Source organism: Tessaracoccus sp. MC1679 (assembly GCF_014164775.1).
Classification (GTDB): Bacteria; Actinomycetota; Actinomycetes; order Propionibacteriales; family Propionibacteriaceae; genus Arachnia.
This window is the reverse complement of the sequence record NZ_JACJGB010000005.1, coordinates 37,227-60,010: the sequence shown is the minus strand read 5'-3', so window position 1 is coordinate 60,010 and position 22,784 is coordinate 37,227. Positions and strand designations below refer to the sequence as shown.

Sequence of the window (22,784 nt, the reverse complement as noted above, 5' to 3'; positions counted from 1 at the left end):
TGCGTGGTCACTTGTTGAACCTCCGGTCGACGGCGTTGGACAGCATGGTCAGGGCCTTGATGACGATGAGATACAGCGCACCCACGATCAGCCAGATCTCCGCGGATCGGAAGTTGTTGGCGATGATCTGCTGACCCTGATAGGTCAGCTCGGCCAGGCCAAGGACCGCCAGCAGCGACGTGTCCTTCAGCGTGATGACGAACTGATTGATGAACGACGGCGTCATGATCTTCACCGCCTGGGGAACCACCACCTTCTTCATGGACGTCATCCACGGAAGGCCGAGTGAACGGGCCGCCTCGAGCTGGCCGGGATCCACCGACTGGATGCCGCCGCGGACGATCTCTGTCATGTACGCGCCCGCGTTGAGGGCCAGCGTCAGGATGCCGGCCACAAGGACGTCGAGTTTCACCCCGGTCAGCGTCGGCAGCCCGAAGTAGATGAAGAACGCCTGAACCAGCAGCGGCGTCCCGCGGAAGATGTCGACGTAGACGCTCGCGATGGCGTTGAGCACCGCGTTTCCGCCGACCTTGAAGAACCCGAGCACCAGACCGAGAATCAGCGCGAACAGCAGGGACAATGCGGTGGCCGCGATGGTCATCAGCATGCCCTTGCTCAGGGCGGGCAGGCTGGTGACGAGAAGGTCGATGAAGCCCAGGCGACCAGTCTCCGTCGGCGCCTGGAGGTAGGTGTCGAGCACGGCCTGGTAGGAGCCGTCGGCCTTCATCTCGGCGAGGCCGGCGTTGAACGCGGCGAGCAGTTCGGGGTTCATCCCCTTGTTCACGGCGAACCCGTACTGGCCTCCGGGCTCCTTGGGCGTCACGGCCTTGAGCCCGTTGCCCTGCTTGATGCCGTAGGCCAATACCGGGTAGTCATCGAAGACGGCGGCCGCGGTGCCGGCGTTGACCTCGGAGTACATGGTGTCTGCCTGGGGCAGCGCCTTGACTGTGAAGCCGTACTGGTCCTTGATCGATTCGGCGAAGGCCAACCCCTCCGAGCCCGTCTTGGCGACGACCGTCTCACCCTCGAGGTCCTCGTACGTTGCGATCGCAGAGTCCCCCTTCACCGCCATCTGGATGCCCGAATCGAAGTACGGATCGGAGAAGTCGAAGATCTCCCTGCGCTCGTCGGTGATCGACATGCCGGCGATGACACCCGCCACCTGGTTGGACTGCAGGGCCTGGAGGGCCGCGTCGAACCCCACCGACTTCACGTCGACCTCGAACCCCTTGCGCTCGGCGATGGCGTAGAGAAGATCGATGTCGATACCGGTCAGCTCACCGCTGGCGTCTCTGAACTCGAAGGGCGCGAACGTGGTGTCCGTGGCGATCGCGTAGGTCTTGCCGGCGACAAGCGGATCGATCCCGGAGGCGGGCTCGCCACCGGCACCGCCCCCGCCGTCGTCCAGGTACTCGTCGAGGATCTGCTGGTAGGTGCCGTCCTCTTTCATCGCAGCCAGCTGCGCGTTGAACTCGGCGAGCAGGGCCCCGTTCTGACCCTTGCTCACCGCGAATCCGTAGGACCCTCCGGGCTCCTTGGCGGTGACGGTCTTGAGTCCGTTGCCCTGCTTGATTCCGTAGGCCAGAACCGGGTAGTCATCGAAAACCGCCGCTGCCGTGCCGGCATTGACCTCGGAGTACATGGTGTCTGCCTGAGGAAGCGCCTTGACCGTGAACCCGTACTCACCCGCGATGGACTGGGCGAACCTCAGGCCCTCCGAGCCGGTCTTGGCGACGACAGTCTGATCGCGGAGGTCCTCGTAGGACGCAATGGTGGAGTCCTGCTTGACCGCCATCTGGATGCCGGACTCGAAGTACGGATCGGAGAAGTCGAACGTCTGTCTGCGCTCGTCGGTGATCGACATGCCCGCAATGACCCCGGCGACCTGCCCGGACTGCAACGACTGCAGGGCGGCGTCAAAGCCCACCGACTTGATGTCTACGGTGAAGCCACCGCGCTCGGCCACCTCGCGGATCAGGTCCATGTCGATGCCGGTCAGCTCGCCGCTGGTGTCGCGGAACTCGAACGGCGCGAAGGTGGTGTCGGTGGCGATCGCGAACGTCTTGCCCACCACATCGGGGTTGGGGGAGGGTGCGGCCTGCGCGACGGGCGCCGCGAGGAAGCCGCCGATCATCAGCACCGCGACCGCCGCGGAAAGCCTGCGCACGTGACCCGACAGATTCAGACTTCTCACAGTGGCGTTCCTCTCCCCGGGCGCCCTCGGTGGGCGCTGGCTGAACGATATCCCCATCAGAGAGGGCCAAGGCCTCGGATCCTGAAAGGGGCGGCCCGGCTCATCGCCGGACCGCCCCTCGCAGACTCAGATCAGCTGCAGCCGCTGGTGGAGCCGCAGCCCTCGCAGACGTAGCAGGACCCGCTGGGCCGCATCTTCGTGCCGCACGTCATGCACAAGGGGGCGTCGACCTCACGGCCGGTCAGCGACTCCATGAGCTCCGCCGTCGTGTGGGCCGTGGTGAAACCGGCCGTCGACGGCGCGTCGATCAGTGAGGGCTGACGAGCCCCGTCGACCTGGAAGTCATCGCCTGCGTCGTTGCGCAGGGAGTCCGCCTCGGACATGGCCGCCTCGTCCTCCTCGGAGAGGTAGGACCCGGTCTCGACGTAGCGCGCGCGCTCCGAGGCGGTGTAGATGCCCAGCTCGGCGCGGTCGTCGAAGCTCAGGTAGTCCAGGGCGAGGCGTCGGAAGATGTAGTCCATGAACGACTGCGCGATCCGGATGTCCGGGTCATCGGTCATGCCTGCGGGCTCGAACTTGAGGTTGGTGAACTTCTGCACGAAGCTCTCCAAGGGCACCCCGTACTGCAGACCGATCGAGACTGCGATGGAGAACGCGTCCATGACGCCGGCCAGGGTGGAGCCCTGCTTGCCGAGCTTGAGGAAGACCTCGCCGATGCGGCCGTTCTCGTAGGCGCTGGAGGTCATGTAGCCCTCGGCCCCGCTGACGGAGAAGCTCGTGGTGCGCGACGCCCGGGACTTCGGGAGGCGCTGGCGCTTCGGCCGGTACTCGATCCGAACCTCGGGCTCGGCCTTCTTCTCCTCCTTGGTCTCCCCGTTGCCCTCGGAGAGGGGTTGGCCGACCTTGCAGTTGTCGCGGTAGACCGCCAGCGCCTTGAGGCCCAGCTTCCAGCCCTGCAGGTAGACGTCCTCGATCTCCTCGACCGTGGCCGTCTCCGGCAGGTTGACGGTCTTGGAGATCGCGCCGGAGAGGAACGGCTGGACGGCCGCCATCATCCGGACGTGGCCCATCGGCTTGATGGAGCGTGCGCCCATGGCGGTGTCGAAGACCTCGTAGTGCTCGGCAGCCAGACCGGGGGCGCCGATGACGTGGCCGTTGGAGCCGATGAACTCGACGATGCCGTCGATCTCCTCGGTGCTGTAGCCGAGGCGCTTGAGGGCGCGCGGGATGGTCTGGTTGACGATCTGCATGGAGCCGCCACCGACGAGCTTCTTGAACTTGACCAGGGAGAAGTCCGGCTCGACGCCGGTGGTGTCGCAGTCCATCATGAAGCCGATGGTCCCGGTGGGGGCCAGCACCGAGGCCTGCGCGTTGCGGAAGCCGTTCTTGGCACCGAGGGTGACCACCCGGTCCCATTCGCGTGCGGCGACGGAGTACAGGTGCCTGTCGTCGATGAGCACCCGCAGGTCGTCGTTGGCGGCCTGGTGCTTGCGCATCACGCGCTGGTGCGCCTCGGCGTTGACGGCGTACCCGTTGTAGGGGCCGACGATGGCGGCGAGCTCAGCCGAGCGTCGGTAGGAGGCCCCCGTCATGACAGACGTGATGGCCGCCGCGGTGGAGCGCCCGCCGTCGGTGTCGTATCCCTTGCCCATGGCCATCAGCAGCGCCCCGAGGTTGGCGTAGCCGATGCCCAGCTGGCGGAAGTTGCGGGTGGTCTCCCCGATGGATTCGGTGGGGAAGTCCGCGAAACAGATGGAGATGTCCATCGCCGTGATGATGAGCTCGACGGCCTTGACGAACAACTCCGCGTCGAACGTGCCATCCGGCTTGAGGAACTTCAGCAGGTTCAGCGAGGCGAGGTTGCACGACGAGTTGTCCAGGCTCATGTACTCCGAGCACGGGTTGGACGCCGTGATGGGGCCGGTGACCGGGTTGGTGTGCCAGTCGTTGATGTGATCGTGGTACTGGATGCCGGGGTCGGCGCACTCCCACGCAGCGGTGGAGATCTTGCGGAAGAGCTCCTTGGCGTCCACCTCTTCGAGGACGGAGCCGTCGGTACGCGAACGCAGCCCGAAGGGGCCACCCTCAACCACTGCCGTCATGAACTCGTCGGTGACCCGCACCGAGTTGTTGGCGTTCTGGTACTGCACGGAGGTGATGTCCTTGCCACCCAGATCCATGTCGAACCCGGCGTCGCGCAGGGCACGGATCTTGTCCTCCTCGCGCGCCTTCGTCTCGACGAACTCGACGATGTCCGGGTGGTCCACGTCCAGGACCACCATCTTGGCGGCGCGCCGGGTGGCACCTCCAGACTTGATGGTGCCCGCCGAGGCGTCCGCGCCGCGCATGAACGACACCGGGCCGGAGGCTGTGCCTCCGGAGCTCAGCAGCTCCTTCGAGGAGCGGATGCGCGACAGGTTGAGCCCGGCGCCGGAGCCGCCCTTGAAGATGAAGCCCTCCTCCTTGTACCAGTTGAGGATGGAGTCCATCGAGTCATCGACGCTGAGGATGAAGCACGCGCTGACCTGCTGCGGCGAGGGGGTGCCGACGTTGAACCAGACGGGTGAGTTGAAGGAGAAGTACTGGTTGAGCAGCATCCAGGTGAGCTCGTGGCCGAAGATCTCGGCGTCCTCCTCCGTGGCGAAGTAGCCGAAGTCCTGACCCGCCTTGGCGTAGGACGTGACCACCCTGTCGATCAGCGTGCGCAGGCTCTCCTCACGCTGAGGGGTGCCCAGCGCGCCACGGAAGTACTTGGTGGTGACGATGGTGGAGGCGTTGACGCTCCAGGAGGACGGGAACTCCACCGCGCGCTGCTCGAAGACGTTCTCCCCGGTCCGCCAGTTGGTCTGCACCACGTCACGGCGGTCCCACTCGACCTCGTCGTAGGGATGCACCCCCTTCTTGGTGAAGACCCGCTCGATGGTGAGTCCCTTGCGCGGCGCTGCGTCCTTGGTACGCGTGGCGCGTGCGGCTGTCGCGGTCATAGTCATTCCCCTCGGTTTCCTGATGTGTAGCGCTGGAAGATGTGTGTTAGCTGATGAGTGGCTGCTGTGCCGAGACGGGCCCGACGACCGCGGCGGCGCGGCTCAGATCCTTCTCGGCCGCGCTCAGGCGCAGCAGATCGATCTCGCGTTGGAAATCGTCCACGGAGTCATAGTTCTTGTAGACGCTGGCGAACCGGAGGTAGGCGACGGAGTCCAGCTCCTCGAGCGGGCCGAGGATGGCCACGCCGATCTGCTCGGCCGGGATCTCGGCCTGGCCGGACGCACGCAGCGACTCCTCGACGCGTTGGGCCAGAGCCGCCAGCTGCGCGGCCGTCACCGGCCTGCCTTTGCACGCCTTGGAGACCCCCATGATGACCTTGTCCCGGTTGAAGGACTCGACCACACCGGAGCGCTTGACGACGGTGAGCACCAACTGCTCGACTGTGGTGAACTTGCGCTCACAGACGGGGCAGACCCGCCTCCGTCGGATGGCTGACCCGTCCTCGGTTGCGCGCGAATCAGACACCTTGGTGTCTGTATTGCGGCAGAACGGGCAGTGCATGACCGGCGGGCCTTCCCTGGTGGACAGCGGAGGCCCTACCTTGCCATGCTGCAGCCGGAACCACAACTTATAGGGGAAAGACACCGCTGTAACTACTAGATGTAGGGACAGCCTAAATCGGGGTCCGCCGGAGGGCAAGGGCGAAACGCCGACGACTTCGCACCTATCGGGAGGCCGTCACATGCGCCCAGGCCGGATCCCCCGCGACGTAGTCCGTCGCCGGATCCACCTGGGCCATGCCCACGAACTGGGCGGCAGACAGGGTGAGCCCGACGGCGGCCAGGATACCGACGAACGCCACCTTCAACGCCAGCAATGGCGACGCCGTGGCCGGGCGGGCCACCTGGCACGAGGAGACAGTGCCCACGCGGCCAGGCGCGGCGGGCCTCGCCGGGCGGGCCAGGGGTCCCGCGAGCTCTGGCCGGCCGGCCGGGGACACGGTGACCACGCGACGCGCGCCGGCATGAACGACCTTGAAGCTGACTGCTTGTGCTGCGGTCATGACAACCTCTTTCCTGACCTAGAACGCCTGTTCGAAATAAACCTTAGCGCCTCCACCGCCGGAATGAAACACTCGTTCTATCCGGCGTGTCGCGGGAGCGATAGATGCAGTCCACACGAGCCCACTGACACTTTTTTCCGGGTCCCTTCGCGACACGCGTCGACATTTCGAACACACGTTCTCGCGAGCGGTAGGCTGCCGGCATGGCTGAAGAGACGAAGCGCCCACGACGAGGCCGCCCCACCAACGCATCCATCGAGGCCGAGCTCGGCAACATCGCCTCCTTCCCGGACGGGCCGGAGGATGTCCACGGGCTGACGAAGCGCCAGGTGGCCATCCTGCAGGTCGTCAAGCAGTCCATCGAAGAGCTGGGCTATCCGCCGAGCATCCGCGAGGTGGCCGCCCGCGCAGGGCTGGCCTCCACGTCGAGCGTGACCTACCAGCTCCGTGTGCTGGAGGAGAAGGGCTTCCTCCGCCGGGATCCCAACCGTCCCCGCGCCGTCGTGGTCACGATGCCCGGCGAGCAGCATCAGCTGGACCCGGCGCAGTCCTACGACGACGTCCCGAAGTCCGTCGCGGTTCCCCTCATCGGCCGCATCGCCGCCGGCGGGCCCATCCTGGCCCAGCAACAGGTGGAGGACGTGTTCGCTCTCCCCCGGCAGCTGGTCGGCGAAGGCCAGGTGTTCCTCCTGGAGGTGCGCGGGGAGTCCATGATCGACGCCGCCATCTGCGACGGCGACTGGGTGGTGGTGCGGCAGCAGTCGGACGCCAACAACGGAGACATCGTCGCGGCCCTGCTGGACGACGAGGCCACCGTCAAAACCTTCAAGCGCAAGGACGGCCAGGTGTGGCTGCTGCCGCACAACCCGGACTACTCCCCCATCGACGGCACCCACGCCCTCATCATGGGCAAGGTGGTCGCGGTGATGCGCAAGCTCTGAGGGCCTGCTTCAGCGGCTACTCCGAGCCGCGGAGGCGACGCAGCGCGCGGACCGCGATGTCGCCGTCGGTGGTCATCCAGAACCCAGGCAGCGAGGACTTGAGGTACTCGCCGTAGCGCTTCGTGACGAGGCGCGGATCGAGTACGGCCACCACGCCCCGGTCCTCCAGGCGGCGGATGAGCCGGCCGGACCCCTGCGCGAGCAGCAGCGCCGCGTGAGTGGCTGCCACCCTCATGAATCCGTTGCCCCCGGCATCGTCCACGGCCTTCTTCCGTGCCTGCATCAGCGGATCGTCTGGGCGCGGGAACGGGATCTTGTCGATGATGACCAGCTGGCAGGTCTCCCCCGGCACATCCACGCCCTGCCAGAGCGACATGGTGCCGAACAGGGAGGTCTTCGGGTCCTCGATGAAGGTGCGGGTCAGCTCGGAGAGCTGCGCATCCCCCTGACACAGCAGCGGCAGGTCCGGAAGCTCCCGGCGACAGTACTCCGCGGCCTGTTCGGCTGCGCGGCGCGAGGAGAACAGCCCCAAGGTGCGCCCCTCGGCCGCCCACATCAGCTGCGCGATCTCTGCGAGCGTCTCGGGGCTCATCCCGTCTCTGCCCGGCGGGGGAAGCCGCTTGGCCACGTAGAGGATCCCCTGGCGGGCGTAGTCGAACGGCGACCCGACGTCCACCCCGCGCCACGCGAAGTTGTCTGCGGGCTCGGCGTCGCCGGTGAGCCTGTCGTTGTAGTTGAGCCCGACGGAGCTGGCCGCCGCCTCGAAGGAGCCCCCGAGCTCGAGGGTGGCTGAGGTGAGCACGGCCGTGGTCTCCCCGAAAACCTGGCTCCGCAGCAGCCCCGCGACATTCAACGGCGCCACGTAGGCGGCGCGGCCCAGGATGTCGGATTCGGTCACCCACACGACGTCCTCCTCGCTGACCTTGGCGATCCGCTCCGCCACGTCGAAGATCTCCTTCACGGCAGACGATGCCTGGGTGCGTTCGGCGTCGTCGGTGACCTTCCCGAGCGCACTGACCACCTTGCGGGTGACGTCGCGCAGCTGCGCGGCGGCGAACGGCAGCGGCGCGGAGGCCGACAGGATGCGCGTCAGATCGGATTCGGCCAGGGCCTCGCGCAGCACGTCCGCCTGGTCCAGGAAGTCCACCCCGAGGTCGTCGTCGAGCCACGGGAGGGCGCGGCGGGCGGTGCGCTCTACGACGCCAGGGGTCAGTTCGTCTGTGGCGGCGGTGGTGATCCGGCTGACCAGCTCGTGGGCCTCGTCGATGATCACCGCGGAGTGTTCCGGCAGCGCGGTGCCCCCGTGCATCGCGTTGATGGCGAGCAGCGCGTGGTTGGTGACCACCAACTGGGCGCTGCGGGCCTCCTCGCGGGAGGCCTCCACGAAACACTCCGAGCCGAAGGGGCAAAGAGCCACCCCTAGGCACTCGCGGGTGGGGATCGAGATCTGCGCCCAGCCCTTGGCGGTGTGCGACGGCGCGTCGTCACGATCCGCCAGGCCCTTCCGCTCGGCCTCCTCCTCCACCCACTCCCTCAGCGCCAGCACCTCGGCGCCGAGCCTGGAGACGTCGTCGGCCTTGCCCGCGGCCTCGGCCAGTGCGGAGCTGCCCAGCAGCGAGTCCTGTTCGGCCGAGCCGCCTGCCCGCGCCCGGTACAGGCAGGCGTAGTTGGTGCGCCCCTTGAGGATGGCGGCCTTGGGCCGGGTTCCCGTCACCTCCTCGACGGCGTCGAGAGCGGTGGGGATGTCCTTGCTGGCCAGCTGCGCCTGGAGCGCGAGGGTGGCGGTGGCGACGATGATGCGCTCGTCGGTGTCCACGCAGCGGGCGAGCGCCGGAGCGAGGTAGCCGAGCGATTTTCCGGTGCCCGTGCCCGCCTGCACCAGCAGGTGGACCCCGCCCTCCAGCGTGTCTGCCACCGCGTCCGCCATCGCCTGCTGGCCCGGGCGGGCCTCGCCGTGGATCTCCCCGACGGCCGCGGCCAGGATGAGGCCGTGATCAGTCACGGACGAAGGCCACCAGCTCGTCGGCCAGGTCCGGGCGGACGCGTGCCGTGATGAGGGTGCCCTCAGCCGTGTGCTCCAGGGAGTCGATCACGGCGGTCTTGTGGACCTTGTCCACCAGGTCTCCCCGCTCATAGGGCACCATCACCGTGAGCTGCACCTCGGGACGCGGCAGCCGTGCGTCCAGCTCCGCGCGCAGCGGCTCAACGCCCAGGCCCGTGCGGGCGGAGACCACCACCGCGTCCGGATGGTTGGCCCGCAGAGCCATGATTGCGGCCTCGTCTGCCGCGTCGGCCTTGTTCAGCACCAGGAGCTCGGGCACCTGGGAGGCGCCGATCTCGTTGAGCACGGTGCGGACCGCGGCGATCTGCCCCTCCGGGTCAGGGTCTGAGGCATCCACGACATGCAGCAGCAGGTCCGCCTGAGCGGACTCCTCCAGCGTGGAGCGGAAGGCCTCGACGAGGTCGTGGGGCAGATGCCTGACGAACCCCACGGTGTCCGTCAGCGTGAAGACGCGGCCGTCGTCCGTCTCGGTGCGCCGCGTGGTGGGATCCAGCGTGGCGAACAGCGCGTCTTCGACCAGGACCCCCGCCCCGGTCAGCCTGTTGAGCAGCGAGGACTTGCCCGCATTGGTGTAGCCGACGATGGCCACCGACGGCACCTGATGGCGCCGCCTCTCGGCGCGCTTTCCCTCCCGCGTGGCGTCCATCTCCCGGAGCCGCCGCCGCAGCACCGCGATCCTGCTGTAGATCCGGCGCCGGTCCGTCTCGATCTTCGTCTCGCCGGGGCCACGGCCTCCGATGCCGGCTCCCCCCGCGGCGCGGCCGCCCGCCTGGCGGGAGAGGTTTCCGCCCCATCCGCGGAGCCGCTGCTTCAGATACTGCAGCTGCGCCAGCTCTACTTGTGCCTTGCCCTCGGCGCTCTTGGCATGTTGGGCGAAGATGTCCAGGATCAGTGCGGTGCGGTCCACCACCTTCACCTTGATCCGGTCTTCCAGGTTGCGCAGCTGCGCGGGCTCCAGCTCGCCGTCGCAGATGACGGTGTCCGCGCCGGTGGAGCGCACCGTTTCCGCGACCTCTTCCACCTTGCCTCGACCCACGTAGGTGGCCGGGTCAGGGTGGCTGCGCCGCTGGACCAGCTCTGCCAACACTTCGGAGCCGGCCGTTTCCGCGAGCAGCCTCAGCTCAGTCATCGCGTTGTCTGCGTCCTCCTGAGTGCCGGAGGTCCAGACGCTCACCAGCACCACCCGCTCGAGGCGCAGCTGGCGGTACTCGACCTCGGTGACGTCTTCCAGCTCGGTGCGCAACCCCGCGACCCTGCGCAGCGAGCGCCGGGCCTCAAGGTCTTCCTGGTCTCCGTCGAGGTCCGGCTCGAGATCGGCGTCGAAGTCAAGCTGCTCGTCAAGTGAATGTTCAGTCATCGTGGGGCCCATTGTCCCAGCCCACAGGCCGTAACCCAAGCTGCGGGAGCCTGGCTGTGGATAACCCTCTGCGGGTCAGATCCAGAACTCGCCGCGACCCACGATCACCGCGGGGCCGGTCAGCCGCGCCTCGCCGTCGACGAACTCGGTCGTCAGCTCCCCGCCGGGCACGGTGACGACGACGGGGCCGGGATGCCCGGAGCTGTTCCGGTAGGCGGCGGCTGCGGCCACCACGCCGGTGCCGCAGCTCATCGTCTCACCCACGCCCCGCTCGTAGACCCTCATCGCCAGCCGGCCGGGGCCCTCGACGTGCACGAACTCGATGTTGGCGCCCTCGGGGTAGGCCGACGCAGGCTCCCAGACCGGTGCATGATGCAGCTCCAGCCCCGGCAGGACCCCTTCGTCGACGAAGACCACGGCGTGCGGGTTGCCCACATCCACCTTCACCGCGGGCCACTCGAGGCCCTCGTGGAGCACCGTGACGGGGGTGTCGAGGACTGCGACGCGCCCGATGTCCGTGCTGATCAGGCCGTGCCGGGCGACATCGATGTGCTTGACTCCGGCGCGGGTGGCGACGTCGAAGGACCCGCTGTCCACCAGCTGTTCGTTGATGAGGTGCCGGGCGAAGACGCGAAGCCCGTTGCCACACATCTCCGCCACGGAGCCGTCGGCGTTGTAGTAGTCCATGAACCACAGACCGGGCTCGCCCTCCCAGTCGCGCACGCTACCGGCGCGGACCACCCGGATCACGCCGTCGGCGCCGATGCCCGAACGCCTGTCGCACACCACCTGGATGAACTGGGGATGCATCTCATGCATGCCGTAGGAATCATCGAGGATGATGAAGTCGTTCTTGGTGCCGTGACCCTTGTGGAAGCTGAAGCGCCGCATCGTGACCCTCTCCCGCGTGATCGGCCAATCCTAGCGCGGCAAGCACCGTCGCGACGTTGCTGGTGGCGGTTGCGTCCAGCCAGACGATGCGCGGGTCCCTGTGGTACCACCCGAGCTGCCTGCGGAAGAACCTGCGGGTGGCCGCCTTGACCGCCGCGCGCGCCTCCTCTGCGGTGCTCAGTCCGTCCAGGTGGTCCACCACCTGCCGGTAGCCGATGGCGCGCACCGCCGTCACCCCTTCGCGCAGCCCGACGTCCAGTAGCCGCCGCACCTCGTCGACGAGCCCCTGGTCGAACATTGCATCGACCCGTTGCTCGATGCGCGCGTCCAGGGCCGCGCGCTCCAAGCTGAGGCCGAACTGGTGCACGTCGGGTAGCTCGTAGGTCCACTCCGGCAGGCTCGGCCGGTGGCCCCCGGTCAGCTCCGCCACCTCCAGCGCCCGCACGGTCCGGCGTCCGTTGCCCGGCTCGATCTTGGCCGCGGACTCCGGCGCGAGCAGGGCGAGCCGACGGTGCAGCTCCGGCGCCCCGACCCGGTCCAGCTCGGCCTCCCACCGGGCCCGGATCTCCGCGTCCGAGCCGGGAAAATCGAAGTGGTCCACGATGGCCCGGGTGTACAGGGGCGAACCGCCCACCATGATGGGCACCACCCCCCGGGCACGCAGCTCGGCGATGACCGACCGCGCCGCCGCCTGAAACTCGGCCACGGAGGCCCGTTCGGTGACCTCAGCGGTGTCGATCAGATGATGCGGCACCCCGGCCCGCTCCTCGCGGGTCGGCTTGGCCGTTCCGATGTCCATGCCGCGGTAGACCAGCATCGAGTCCGCGTTGACGATCTCGGCGGGACGGCCGGAGGCGATCAGGCTGAGGGCCAGGTCGACGGCGAGTCGGGACTTGCCCGTCGCCGTCGGGCCCACGAGCACGATGAGCGGCAGGGACACGCACGCCAGTGTGCCACGCTGCCCGCGTTCGGTTTGCGCGCCGGGCATGATGGAGGCGTTCTATTCACCTACCCCAGAAGGAGCACAACATGGGACTTTTCGACAACATCGGAGACCTCGCCAAGCAGCACGAGGAGCAGATCGAGGCGGGCATCGAGCAGGCCGGTGACCTGATCGACGAGAAGACCGGCGGCAAGTACGCTGGCCAGGTCGATCAGGCGCAGGCGTTCGCCAACGAGAAGCTCGACTCTGTCACGGGCGACCAGGCGCCCCCCGCCGGGTCCTGACGGGTCAGGCGCAGCCGGCGCTCACCGTTTCGGGCGCCGGCTCGCCCACCGCAGGCATCCCCAGCCCGATGCCCACGGGCTTCGGCTGAGCGGTGGCCGCCTCCCAGGCGTCGCCGCCCCGGGTTCGCCGCAGGTTCCTCAGGGGCTCGTCGGAGTTGAGGTGATGGGGCGCCGCGTGGGTGACCCGCACCGTCGCGATGTCCCCGGGGCGCGGGCGTAGCGCGGGCTCCGAGGGCACAGCCACGTGCACGAGGCGGTTGTCGCGGCCTCGGCCGCTCATCCGGTGTGTCTCCGCATCCTTGCGGCCCTCGCCGGTGGCGAACATCACCTCGATGTCGCTGCCTGCCAGGCGGCGGTTCTCCTCCCAGGCCAGGTCGTTGACGAGCTCCACCAGCCTCTCGTAGCGCTCCTGCGTGACCGCCTTCGGCACCTGGTCCGGCATGGTCGCGGCGGGGGTCCCGGGCCGGATGGAGTACTGGAACGTGTAGGCGGCGGAGAACCGGGCGCGGCGGACCACGTCCATCGTGGCCAGGAAGTCCGTCTCCGTCTCGCCGGGGAAGCCGACGATGATGTCGGTGGTGATGGCGGCCTCCGGCATGGCTGAGCGCACGCGGTCCAGGATCCCGAGGAACCGTTCGGACCGGTAGGAGCGGCGCATGGACTTCAGAATCCGGTCTGATCCGGACTGCAGCGGCATATGCAGCTGGGGCATCACGTTGTGGGTCTCCGCCATGGCGTCGATCACGTCGTCGGTGAAGTCCTTGGGGTGGGGTGAGGTGAACCTCACCCGCTCAAGGCCCTTCACCTCCCCGCAGGCCCTGAGCAGCTTCGCGAACGCCTGCCGGTCCCCGAACTCCACGCCGTAGGCGTTGACGTTCTGGCCCAGCAGGGTGATCTCCTGCACGCCCTGCTCCACCAGCATCTCGATCTCGGCGAGGATGTCGCCCGGGCGCCGGTCAGCCTCCTTGCCGCGCAGCGCCGGCACGATGCAGAACGTGCAGGTGTTGTTGCAGCCCACGGAGATCGACACCCACGCGGAGTACGGCGACTCCCGACGGGTGGGCAGGTTGCTGGGGAACGTCTCCAGCGCCTCCTTGATCTCGATCTGCGCCTCGCGCTCCACGCGTGCCCGCTCGAGGAGCGTGGGGAGGGAGCCGACGTTGTGGGTGCCGAACACCACGTCCACCCAGGGCGCCTTCGCGAGGATGAGGTCCCGGTCCTTCTGGGCCATGCAGCCGCCCACGGCGATCTGCAGGCCCGGATGACGGGCCTTCACGCTGGCCATGTGGCCCAGGTTGCCGTAGAGCCGGTTGTCCGCGTTCTCCCGCACCGCGCACGTGTTGAACACCACGACGTCGGCTCCGGCGCCGAGCCCGTCGCCTGCCTGCGCGCGGGACAGGCCGGCCGATTCCAGCAACCCGCTGATCCGCTCCGAGTCGTGGACGTTCATCTGACACCCGTAGGTGATGACGTGGTAGGTGCGTGGGTCAGCCATGGTTCCACCATGCTAATCGCCCGCCTGAGGGCCACCCAATCATGGGCCTGCCGTAGGCTCGGCCCCATGACGCTCAACCCCACCGGCACCCAGTTCACCATCACTCACGGCCGCTTCGCCGCCGTCGTCACGGAGGTCGGAGCCACGCTGCGCAGCCTGACCTTTGACGGCCAGGAGGTGCTCTGGACCTTCGCCGAGAACGAGGCCCCCTCCGGCTCGATGGGGCGCCAGCTCCTCCCCTGGCCCAACCGGATCCGCGACGGCCGTTACACCTTCGACGGGGAGAGCTACCAGCTGCCGATCACCGAGGTGCCGCGCACCACAGCCCTGCACGGGCTCAACGACGGCGTCGCCTGGCAGCTCGTCAGCCACACGGCCGACGAGGTGATCCTCACGTCGCGCTACTACCCGCAACGCGGGTGGAACGCGGTGCTGGAGGCCACCATCGGGCACCGCGTCGGCGACGACGGGCTGACGGTGAGCGTCGAGGTGACCAACGTGGGCGCCACGCGCGCCCCCTACGGCTACGGCGCGCACCCCTACCTGGCGGCGGACCTCGCCACGGCGGAGCTCACCCTCCCCTTCGCGCAGGAGCTGCTGGTGGACCCGGAGCGGCTGCTGCCGATCTCCATCGCCGAGGTCACAGCGGAGCACGACTTCCGCGAGACGCGCGTCATCGGCGACACCGAGTTCGACACGGCTTTGACCGGCGTCGACGGCGCGTGGGAGCTGACGCTCACCACGCTCGGGCGCACCGTCACCCTGTGGGCCGACGAGACGCTCCCCTGGGGGCAGGTGTTCACGCAGCCTCAGCGCAAGGCTCTGGCCGTCGAACCCATGACCTGCGGCCCGGACGCGTTCAACGAGGGCCCCACCCACGAGGGTCTGATCGTGCTGGAGCCGGGGGCGTCGTCGCGCTCGGTGTGGGGCTTCCGGGTCAGCTGACCGGCGTCAGTGGGCGGTCTCCGTGGCGCGCGATTCGCGCACCACGGTGATCCTGATCTGCCCCGGATAGCTCAGGTTCCGCTCCACCTCCGCGGCGATGTCACGCGCCAGCGAGTGCGCCTGTGCGTCGTCGACGCTCTCCGGGGCCACCATGATCCGCACCTCGCGGCCTGCCTGCATGGCGTACGCGCGCACGACCCCCTCGTGCGCCATCGCGATGCCCTCGAGGTTCTCCATCCGCTCGACGTAGGCCTCGAGTGATTCGCGCCGGGCGCCGGGACGCGAGCCTGAGATGGCGTCCGCGGCCTGGGTGAGCACCGCCTCGACGGTACGGGGCTCCACCTCGTTGTGGTGGGCCTCGACGGCGTGGACGATGTCCTCGTGCTCGCCGTGCTTGCGCAGCAGCTCCGCGCCGATGAGGGCGTGGGGGCCCTCCACCTCGTGCGTGAGCGCCTTGCCGATGTCGTGGAGGAAGGCGGCCCGCTTGCACACCGCCACGTCCAGCCCGAGCTCCGCCGCCATCACCCCGGCGAGGTGCGCGCACTCGACCAGGTGGCGCAGCACGTTCTGTCCGTAGGAGGTGCGGTAGGCCAGCGAGCCGAGGATCGGGATGAGGTCCGGATGCAGATCCACGATGCCCACCTCGGCGAGAGCATCCTCGGCCTCCCGTTCGATCCGCTCGTGGATGCGGCGCTGGCTGCGCTCGAAGACCTCCTCGATGCGGGCGGGGTGGATGCGGCCGTCCGCCACCAGGTCCGTCAGCGTGAGCCTGGCCGTCTCCCGCCGGACCGGATCGAAGCTGCTCAGCAGTACCGACTCGGGAGTGTCGTCGATGAGGACGTTGACGCCGGTGATCTGCTCGAAGGCACGGATGTTGCGGCCCTCACGCCCGATGATGCGGCCCTTCATGTCGTCGCTCGGGAGATCCACCGTCGAGACCACGGACTCGCTGGTCTGCTCGGAGGCCACCCGTTGGATGGCGGTGATGACGATCGAGCGTGCCAGCCGATCCGCCTCCCGCTTTGCGGTGGCCTCGATGTCGCGGGCCAGCGATGTGGCGGTGAGCTTGGCCTGCCGCTCCGCCTCGACGATGATCTCCGCCTTCGCCTCGGCCACCGTCAGGCCGGCCACGCGTTCCAACTCAGCATTGGCCTGCTCCCGCTCCTCGCGCAGGGCCTCACGCTGCTCGCGCAGCTGGGCACGCTGCGCCTCCATCCGTTGGGCGCGGGACTCGAGGCCCTCTGCGTCTGCAGCCACCCGGTCCTCGCGCTCGTGAAGGCGTGACTCGCGTCTCTCCTGGGTGGCTCGGATCTCCCGCAGCTCGGCGCGCTGCGCGGCGAGCGAGATCTCCATCTCCGCACGCCGTCGCTCCACGTCCTCCATGGCTTCCCGGGCCCGGTCCTGGGCCTTCGCCAGCATCCGCTCCGCGTCTTCGCGCAGCGAGTTGGCGGCCACCTGGGCCGACTCCCGCATCGAGGCCATGTCGTCCCGGGAACGCCGCTCCCAGGAGTCACGCTCCGCCCGTGACCGCGCGGCTGATCGCCACAGGAACCACATCAGGACGAGGACGCCAACCAGGAGAAGGCCTGCAACGATCCAACCGAGCTCGCGCACGGCGCCTCCTTCGCTAGAACCACATGGTTCGCGGGCACCGCACATCTCCGGGCAGACACGCCCGACCTCATGGGTCGGGAAAAGGTTCGGAGCGCGCCAGCGCACTCCGAGGGTGGGCGTCATGCGGTGGCCGAGGCCACCGAGTGGTGTCGTTTCAGATTCACCGGCCGAAGCAGGCGAGAGTTTATGCGGGGTCCTGGAACCTTGCCCCCGAGCCTATTCCTGACCTGTGGAAAACTCAACAGTTGGCACGATCAAAAATCATCATCCGCGACGCCGGTCTCCTCGGACTCCCCCATCACCTCATCGACGACCGAGGCCACCACGCCCCCGTCGAACCCGCGACGGGCGAGTGCACCGTAGAGCCGGCGGCGCGCGACCGCCGGCTCCAGCGCAGCCATCGACCGCAGCCTGCGACGGGCCAGCGTGAGTGCGGCACGGCGCTCGTCGTCCCTGCTGAGCCCTGCCAACGCCTCATCGGCGACGTGACGCTCGATGCCCTTGGTCTGCAGCTCCTGCCTGATCCGCATCCGTCCTCGAAGACCGAACCCCGACCTGGACGCGGTGAGCGCTGCAGCGAACGACGCGTCGTCGATCAGGCCGACATCCGTGAAGCGCTCGAGTATCTCGTCTGCCACATCCTCAGGAACGTTGCGCCGCGCCATGGCGCTGCGCAACTCCTTCTCGGAGCGCTGGCGCACAGCCAGCTGGTCCAGCGCGATCTTGCGGGCCACCTCGAGCTGGGTGGCCCGCTCCGTGGGAACCTCAGAAGTCAACTTCGCCTGTCTCCGGGTTGATCCCCTCAGGGACCCCTTCCTTGTCCACCCCGAGGTGGAGGCGGATGCGGCGCTCGATCTCGGCCGCCACGTCGGGGTGGTTCCTGAGGAAGTTGCGGGCGTTCTCCTTGCCCTGCCCCAGCTGATCCGCGTCGTAGGTGAACCAGGCTCCGGCCTTGCGGATGATGCCGGCTTCCACGCCCATGTCGATCAGGCTGCCCTCACGGGAGATTCCCTCGCCGTAGATGATGTCGAACTCGGCCTGCTTGAAGGGCGGTGCCACCTTGTTCTTGACCACCTTGACGCGGGTGCGGTTGCCCACGCTCTCTGTGCCGTCCTTGAGGGTCTCGATGCGGCGGACGTCCAGGCGCACGGAGGAGTAGAACTTCAGGGCGCGACCACCGGTGGTGGTCTCCGGGCTGCCGAACATGACGCCGATCTTCTCGCGCAGCTGGTTGATGAAGATGGCGGTGGTGTTGGTGGTCTTCAGGGCGCCCGTCATCTTGCGCAGCGCCTGCGACATGAGGCGAGCCTGGAGGCCGACGTGCGAGTCTCCCATCTCGCCTTCGATCTCCGCGCGCGGGGTGAGGGCGGCCACCGAGTCGATCACGATGAGCGCGATCGCCCCGGACCGCACGAGCGTGTCCGCGATCTCCAGGGCCTGCTCGCCGTTGTCCGGCTGGGAGACCAGCAGCTCATCGGTGTTGACGCCGAGCTTCTGCGCGTAGTCGGGATCCAGCGCGTGCTCCGCGTCGATGAACGCGCAGATGCCGCCGCCGCGCTGGGCGTTGGCGATGGCATGCAAAGCCACGGTCGTCTTTCCGCTGGACTCCGGGCCGAAGACCTCGACCACCCGGCCGCGCGGAAGACCCCCGATGCCGAGCGCCACGTCCAGCGCCACGGAACCGGTGGGGATGATGTCGATGGGCTGACGGTTGTCCTCCCCCAGGCGCATCACGGATCCCTTTCCGTGGGCCTTCTCGATCTGGGCGAGGGCTGCTTCTAGCGCCTTGTTGCGGTCCGCTACGGCCATGGGATGAATCCTCTCGAGGACTGGACCGCGAACGGCCAGCTGCTGTGTGGTGTTGTCACTCTAGGAAACGGCTCGGACACTTTTTCAGCCGAGCCACCGCCTGTGGAGAACTGTTGTGGAACCCAGCCTAGGCGAACACTCGTTCGAATGCCGCGCGACACGCTCAACGCTGCGTGTCATCCAGTTCGAGGTGCAGCCATACGGCCCGCCAGATGCGCTTGCAGGGCAGCCCCGCCTCGAGCGCCTCCCGGACCGTGCGGCCCCCGAGTTCCGCGAGCACCACCTGATCCGCCCACACGGCGGCGTACCCGGAGGGCAGCACGGTGCCCATTCGCAGCCACAACTCCACCTCACGCACACCGCCACCGTAGCCGCCCACGCAACCCGCGTTCGACTCACGCGAGAGCGATGAGCGAGGGATGTAGACTCGCTCAGAAAGTTGAGCACAACGCTCAACCGGTGCGAAGGAGCCCGCTCGGATGAATGCGCCTGGACTGACCTCCCACAAGCGCTCAGACCGCATGGTGGCGCTGCTGGCGATGCTCAACGAGAACGGGCCGCTGGCTCTGTCGGACCTGGCCTCGACACTCGGCGCGTCGGCCGCCACCATCCGCCGCGACGTGGCCCTCCTCGCCGCACAGGGACTGCTGGAGCGCACGCACGGCGGCGCGCGGGCGGTCAAGGGCAGGGAACTGCCGGTGCGGCTGCGGGATGGGCGCAATCAGGACGCCAAGCGCCGCATCGCCCGCACCGTCGTCGGGCTCCTCCCTCCGGGACGGCACGCCATCGGCCTCACCGGGGGCACGACGACGGCGGAGGTGCTGCGCGCACTGCACCACCGCAGCGATCTGACGATCATCACCAACTCGATCAGCATCGGCCTCGAGGCCGCCGAGCAGGGCCAGGCCCGGATCCTGATCGCCGGCGGCGTCCTCCGTCCGAGCTCACTGGAGCTGGTCGGCTCCCTGGCTGAATCCACCATGAAGCTGGTCAACGTGGGCACAGCCGTGGTGGGGGTCGACGGGGTCAGCGCCTCAGGTGGGCTGACCACACACGACGAGATCGAGGCGCGCACCAACTACGCGATGATCGAGCGCGCCGAGCGGGTGGTGGTGGTGGTGGACTCGACGAAGGTGGGTCACGTGACCCTGGCCAAGATGGCCGACATCACAGAGATCCACGCCCTCGTCACGGATGCGGGAGCGCCCGAAGACGAGCTGCAACGCATCCGCGACGCGGGCGTCGAGGTCTACGTGGTGGAGGGACCACCCAGCCACTGAGCGGGCCCTCTGCTCAGGCGGCCACCGGCACGCGACGCATCCGCTGCGCCTCGAGGGCGGCCAACTTGCCGCTGATGGCGATCATCAGATCCGACAGCGACAGGTCCAGAGCGGTCGCGATGGCGAAGAGCACCTCGCTGGAGGCCTCCTTGTGGCCCCGCTCGATCTCCGAAAGGTAGCCGAGCGAGACCATGCTCGCCAGCGACACTTCACGCAGGGTCATGCCGGTGGACATCCGCTTTTCCCGGAGCGTCTCACCCATCACCTTACGAATCAGAATCGTCTTCACGGCTACCTACCCAACTGGAGGGCTCACTGCCCGTCCTCGGAGGGTGAAACCACGGCAGCTGCCGGTTTGTTCCCGATTGTTTGGATCTACAGAACGCGCAGCAGCATCTCGAAGGCGTGCTCGACCGCGGCGGCACGCACGGCCTCACGGTCTCCGTCGAACACCCTGAGCTCCGTGTACTGGGGAGCCGGCGACATCCCCACCCTGGGGCCGACGACGGCGAACCACACGGTGCCCACCTTGGCGCCGTCTGTCTCCGTGGGACCGGCCACGCCCGTGGTGGCGATGGCCCAGTCCGCATCGCAGCGTGCTTTGGCGCCCACCGCCATCTGGAGGGCGGTGAGCTCGTTGACGACCCCCTCGGAGTCGATCAGCTCCGGATCCACCCCGGCCAGGCGGGCCTTGAGGTCTCTGGCGTAGGTGATGAGGCCGCCGCGGTAGACGACCGAGGCGCCGGGCACCGAGGTGAGGGCCGCACCGATGCCGCCGCCGGTGAGCGACTCGCAGGTGGCGAGCGTCACGGACCGGTGGGTCATCTTCTTGATCACATCTTCTGCCGTGGTCACCAGGCCCCCTCGTCGCGTCCGTCCGGTCAGCCTACCTGGCCCGCCCTGCCCTGCTTGCGGATGTTCCAGGCGTGGCGGAGGTAGTCCGCGCCTGTGACGACCGTGAGGATCAGCGCGGCCCACATGAGCGCCCAGGCGATGAACTGGACGGCGCTCGGAAGGAACTGCAGCCCGACGCTGAAGACGATCAGCGCAAGGGTCTGGGTGAGCGTCTTGGCCTTGCCACCCTTGTTCGCGGCCATGATCCCGTACTTGGCGATGGCGGCGCGCACCCAGGTGATGCCCCACTCGCGCACCAGGATGATGATGGTGAAGAACCACGGCAGGCCCACCTGGCCGGGAAAGGAGTCCAGGATGGACAACGAGACGAAGGCGGCGCCGGTCAGCGCCTTGTCCGCGACCGGGTCCCAGAGCTTGCCGAAGTCCGTGACGAGGTTGTATCGGCGCGCAATGTAGCCGTCGGCCAGATCCGTCAACATGGCGACCACGAACACGGCGGTGGCGGCGAGGCGCCAGCCGAGATCATCCGGGGCGATGAACATGAGCACCACGTAGACGGGCACCAGCAGGATGCGGATCACCGTCAGCACGTTGGGGACGTTCAGGTTGCTCGGTTTCCCGACGGCCCGCTTGGGTTGGCTCATGTCGCCTCCGCGATCAGATCGATTCCGGCCGAATCCACCACGTGCGCGGCCACCAGATCGCCGACCGAAGCCTCGCGATCGAGCGTGACCACACCGTCGGTCTCAGGGCCCTGGTGCATCGCGCGCCCGACGATCTCATCGTCGATGCTCTCCACAAGGACGACGATATCCTCACCAACCCGGTCCGCGGCGCGCGCCTCGCAGACTTCGAGGGCCAGATCGGCCAGGTGGGCGCGCCGCGCCTCGATCTCGTCCTCGGGGAGGTGCCCTGGCAGCCCGACGCCCTCGGTGCCCTCCTCGTCGGAGTAGCCGAAGACGCCCATGACGTCGAGGTTCGCCTCGACGATGAACCCTCTCAGGATCTCGAGGTCCGCCTCGGTCTCCCCCGGGAACCCCGCGATGACGTTGCTGCGGATGCCGGCCGCGGGGGCATGCGCCCGGATCCTGCCGATGAGGTCCAGGAAGCTGTCCGCATCGCCGAAACGGCGCATGGCGCGGAGGACGGAGCGTGAGGCGTGCTGGAAGCTGAGATCGAAGTAGGGCACCACCTTCTCCGTGGTGAGCATGGCGTCCAGCATCCCGGGGCGGATCTCCGCCGGCTGCAGGTACGACACCCGGATCCAGTCCAGCCCGTCCACCCGGCTCAGCCGCGACAGTAGCGTCTCCAGCCGGTGCTCCGTCCCGAGGTCCTTGCCGTAGGAGGAGGTGTTCTCCGAGACGAGGAAGACCTCCTTGACGCCCTGCTCGACGAGCCAGCGTGCCTCCGCCTCGATCTCGTCGACGGGGCGCGACAGGTAGCTGCCGCGGAAGGCGGGGATGGCGCAGAACGCGCATCGACGGTCGCACCCGGAGGCGATCTTCAGGGACGCGGACGGCCCCCCGGCGAGGCGGCGGCGCAGCGTGCGGGGCCCCGAGGCCGGGGCCACACCGTCGGGCAGCGGGGAGTGCCCCGGCACCGCGACACCTCCAGCCGCGGCGGGACGGGCCGACGGCGTCAGCGGGAGCAGCAGGCGGCGGTCGCGGGGGACGTGCGAGGTGTGGTGCTCGCCGTCGAGGATGCCTCGGAGCCGGTCGGCGATGTCGGCGTAGTCGTCGAACCCGAGGACGGCGTCGGCCTCCGGCAGCTCGTCGGCGAGCTGGACGCCGTACCGCTCGGCCATGCACCCGACAGCGACGACGGCGCGCACCGTTCCGGCGTCCTTCAGCTCCGCGGCCTCCAGGAGGGTGTTGATGGAGTCCTGCTTGGCCTGCTCGACGAAGCCGCACGTGTTGACCACCACCGTCTCCGCGGCGCCCGGGTCGTCGACGAGAAGGAACCCACCCACCTCGAGGCGCGCGGCCAGCTCCTCGGAGTCGACGTCGTTGCGGGCGCAGCCGAGGGAGGCGATGTGGACGGAGTGGGTGGCTGTCTTCACCGGGCCA

Annotated in this window: 21 protein-coding genes; 4 read left to right on the top strand and 17 right to left on the bottom strand. The window is 68.3% G+C overall.

What is annotated here, in order from left to right; all coding sequences use genetic code 11:
* Nucleotides 1-7 precede the first annotated feature (7 nt).
* The 4 genes from H5398_RS09210 to H5398_RS09195 form a co-directional block, all read right to left on the bottom strand.
* Nucleotides 8-2,194 (bottom strand): amino acid ABC transporter substrate-binding protein/permease, encoded by a 2,187-nt coding sequence (locus H5398_RS09210; protein WP_370586100.1) that lies wholly within the window; start codon nucleotides 2,192-2,194, stop codon nucleotides 8-10.
* 131 nt (nucleotides 2,195-2,325) lie between these two features.
* Nucleotides 2,326-5,184: a vitamin B12-dependent ribonucleotide reductase gene (locus H5398_RS09205; RefSeq protein WP_182799797.1), complete on the bottom strand. Its 2,859-nt coding sequence runs from the start codon at nucleotides 5,182-5,184 to the stop codon at nucleotides 2,326-2,328.
* Nucleotides 5,185-5,224: 40 nt separating this feature from the next.
* Nucleotides 5,225-5,740, bottom strand: a complete 516-nt coding sequence (gene nrdR / locus H5398_RS09200; protein WP_182784377.1) for a transcriptional regulator NrdR — start codon at nucleotides 5,738-5,740, stop codon at nucleotides 5,225-5,227.
* 163 nt (nucleotides 5,741-5,903) lie between these two features.
* Nucleotides 5,904-6,242, bottom strand: coding sequence for a hypothetical protein (locus H5398_RS09195; protein WP_182784248.1), 339 nt, complete (start codon nucleotides 6,240-6,242; stop codon nucleotides 5,904-5,906).
* 203 nt (nucleotides 6,243-6,445) lie between these two features.
* Here H5398_RS09195 and lexA point away from each other — a divergent pair, with 203 nt between their 5' ends.
* Complete coding sequence (gene lexA / locus H5398_RS09190) at nucleotides 6,446-7,183, top strand: transcriptional repressor LexA (RefSeq protein WP_182784250.1); 738 nt, start codon at nucleotides 6,446-6,448, stop codon at nucleotides 7,181-7,183.
* Between the two features lie 16 nt (nucleotides 7,184-7,199).
* On the opposite strand, the gene H5398_RS09185 is transcribed toward lexA, so the two are convergent.
* The 4 genes from H5398_RS09185 to miaA form a co-directional block, all read right to left on the bottom strand.
* The gene (locus tag H5398_RS09185) at nucleotides 7,200-9,110 is read right to left on the bottom strand and encodes an ATP-dependent DNA helicase (protein ID WP_182799982.1); all 1,911 of its coding nucleotides are present in this window, start codon (nucleotides 9,108-9,110) and stop codon (nucleotides 7,200-7,202) included.
* A 67-nt stretch (nucleotides 9,111-9,177) separates the two neighbouring features.
* On the bottom strand, nucleotides 9,178-10,602 hold the full coding sequence (gene hflX, locus H5398_RS09180; RefSeq protein ID WP_255443657.1) for a GTPase HflX: 1,425 nt from the start codon (nucleotides 10,600-10,602) through the stop codon (nucleotides 9,178-9,180).
* Between the two features lie 75 nt (nucleotides 10,603-10,677).
* On the bottom strand, nucleotides 10,678-11,493 hold the full coding sequence (gene dapF, locus H5398_RS09175) for a diaminopimelate epimerase (protein WP_182799795.1): 816 nt from the start codon (nucleotides 11,491-11,493) through the stop codon (nucleotides 10,678-10,680).
* The gene (miaA, locus tag H5398_RS09170) at nucleotides 11,432-12,433 is read right to left on the bottom strand and encodes a tRNA (adenosine(37)-N6)-dimethylallyltransferase MiaA (protein ID WP_370586099.1); all 1,002 of its coding nucleotides are present in this window, start codon (nucleotides 12,431-12,433) and stop codon (nucleotides 11,432-11,434) included. The genes dapF and miaA overlap by 62 nt, the downstream gene beginning before the upstream one ends.
* An 89-nt stretch (nucleotides 12,434-12,522) precedes the next feature.
* On the opposite strand from miaA, the gene H5398_RS09165 reads away from it, so the two are divergent.
* Nucleotides 12,523-12,720, top strand: a complete 198-nt coding sequence (locus H5398_RS09165) for an antitoxin (RefSeq protein WP_182784258.1) — start codon at nucleotides 12,523-12,525, stop codon at nucleotides 12,718-12,720.
* A gap of 4 nt (nucleotides 12,721-12,724) precedes the next feature.
* On the opposite strand, the gene miaB is transcribed toward H5398_RS09165, so the two are convergent.
* Nucleotides 12,725-14,215, bottom strand: coding sequence for a tRNA (N6-isopentenyl adenosine(37)-C2)-methylthiotransferase MiaB (gene miaB / locus H5398_RS09160; protein WP_182799793.1), 1,491 nt, complete (start codon nucleotides 14,213-14,215; stop codon nucleotides 12,725-12,727).
* A 66-nt stretch (nucleotides 14,216-14,281) separates the two neighbouring features.
* Between miaB and H5398_RS09155 the strand changes: the two genes are divergently transcribed.
* The gene (locus tag H5398_RS09155) at nucleotides 14,282-15,160 is read left to right on the top strand and encodes an aldose 1-epimerase family protein (RefSeq protein WP_182799792.1); all 879 of its coding nucleotides are present in this window, start codon (nucleotides 14,282-14,284) and stop codon (nucleotides 15,158-15,160) included.
* 6 nt (nucleotides 15,161-15,166) lie between these two features.
* Here the strand turns inward: H5398_RS09155 and rny are convergent, their stop codons facing one another.
* The 4 genes from rny to H5398_RS17360 form a co-directional block, all read right to left on the bottom strand.
* On the bottom strand, nucleotides 15,167-16,774 hold the full coding sequence (gene rny / locus H5398_RS09150; RefSeq protein WP_370585806.1) for a ribonuclease Y: 1,608 nt from the start codon (nucleotides 16,772-16,774) through the stop codon (nucleotides 15,167-15,169).
* 254 nt (nucleotides 16,775-17,028) lie between these two features.
* Nucleotides 17,029-17,550: a regulatory protein RecX gene (locus tag H5398_RS09145; RefSeq protein ID WP_182784264.1), complete on the bottom strand. Its 522-nt coding sequence runs from the start codon at nucleotides 17,548-17,550 to the stop codon at nucleotides 17,029-17,031.
* Nucleotides 17,540-18,583, bottom strand: coding sequence for a recombinase RecA (gene recA, locus H5398_RS09140; RefSeq protein WP_182799791.1), 1,044 nt, complete (start codon nucleotides 18,581-18,583; stop codon nucleotides 17,540-17,542). Before recA ends, H5398_RS09145 begins: the two co-directional genes overlap by 11 nt.
* 163 nt (nucleotides 18,584-18,746) lie before the next feature.
* Nucleotides 18,747-18,941, bottom strand: a complete 195-nt coding sequence (locus H5398_RS17360) for a DUF3046 domain-containing protein (protein ID WP_370585807.1) — start codon at nucleotides 18,939-18,941, stop codon at nucleotides 18,747-18,749.
* A gap of 163 nt (nucleotides 18,942-19,104) precedes the next feature.
* Between H5398_RS17360 and H5398_RS09130 the strand changes: the two genes are divergently transcribed.
* Nucleotides 19,105-19,863 (top strand): DeoR/GlpR family DNA-binding transcription regulator, encoded by a 759-nt coding sequence (locus H5398_RS09130; RefSeq protein ID WP_182799981.1) that lies wholly within the window; start codon nucleotides 19,105-19,107, stop codon nucleotides 19,861-19,863.
* A 13-nt stretch (nucleotides 19,864-19,876) separates the two neighbouring features.
* Here the strand turns inward: H5398_RS09130 and H5398_RS09125 are convergent, their stop codons facing one another.
* The 4 genes from H5398_RS09125 to rimO all read right to left on the bottom strand — a co-directional run bounded on the left by H5398_RS09125 (nucleotide 19,877) and on the right by rimO (nucleotide 22,777).
* On the bottom strand, nucleotides 19,877-20,152 hold the full coding sequence (locus tag H5398_RS09125; protein WP_370585808.1) for a helix-turn-helix domain-containing protein: 276 nt from the start codon (nucleotides 20,150-20,152) through the stop codon (nucleotides 19,877-19,879).
* Between the two features lie 86 nt (nucleotides 20,153-20,238).
* The gene (locus H5398_RS09120; RefSeq protein WP_182784271.1) at nucleotides 20,239-20,718 is read right to left on the bottom strand and encodes a CinA family protein; all 480 of its coding nucleotides are present in this window, start codon (nucleotides 20,716-20,718) and stop codon (nucleotides 20,239-20,241) included.
* Between the two features lie 26 nt (nucleotides 20,719-20,744).
* Entirely contained in the window at nucleotides 20,745-21,362 is a 618-nt protein-coding gene (pgsA, locus tag H5398_RS09115) for a CDP-diacylglycerol--glycerol-3-phosphate 3-phosphatidyltransferase (protein ID WP_182784273.1), read from the bottom strand.
* A complete protein-coding gene (gene rimO, locus H5398_RS09110) occupies nucleotides 21,359-22,777 on the bottom strand; it encodes a 30S ribosomal protein S12 methylthiotransferase RimO (protein WP_182784275.1) in 1,419 nt (472 codons plus the stop codon). Before rimO ends, pgsA begins: the two co-directional genes overlap by 4 nt.
* Nucleotides 22,778-22,784: the final 7 nt, after the last annotated feature.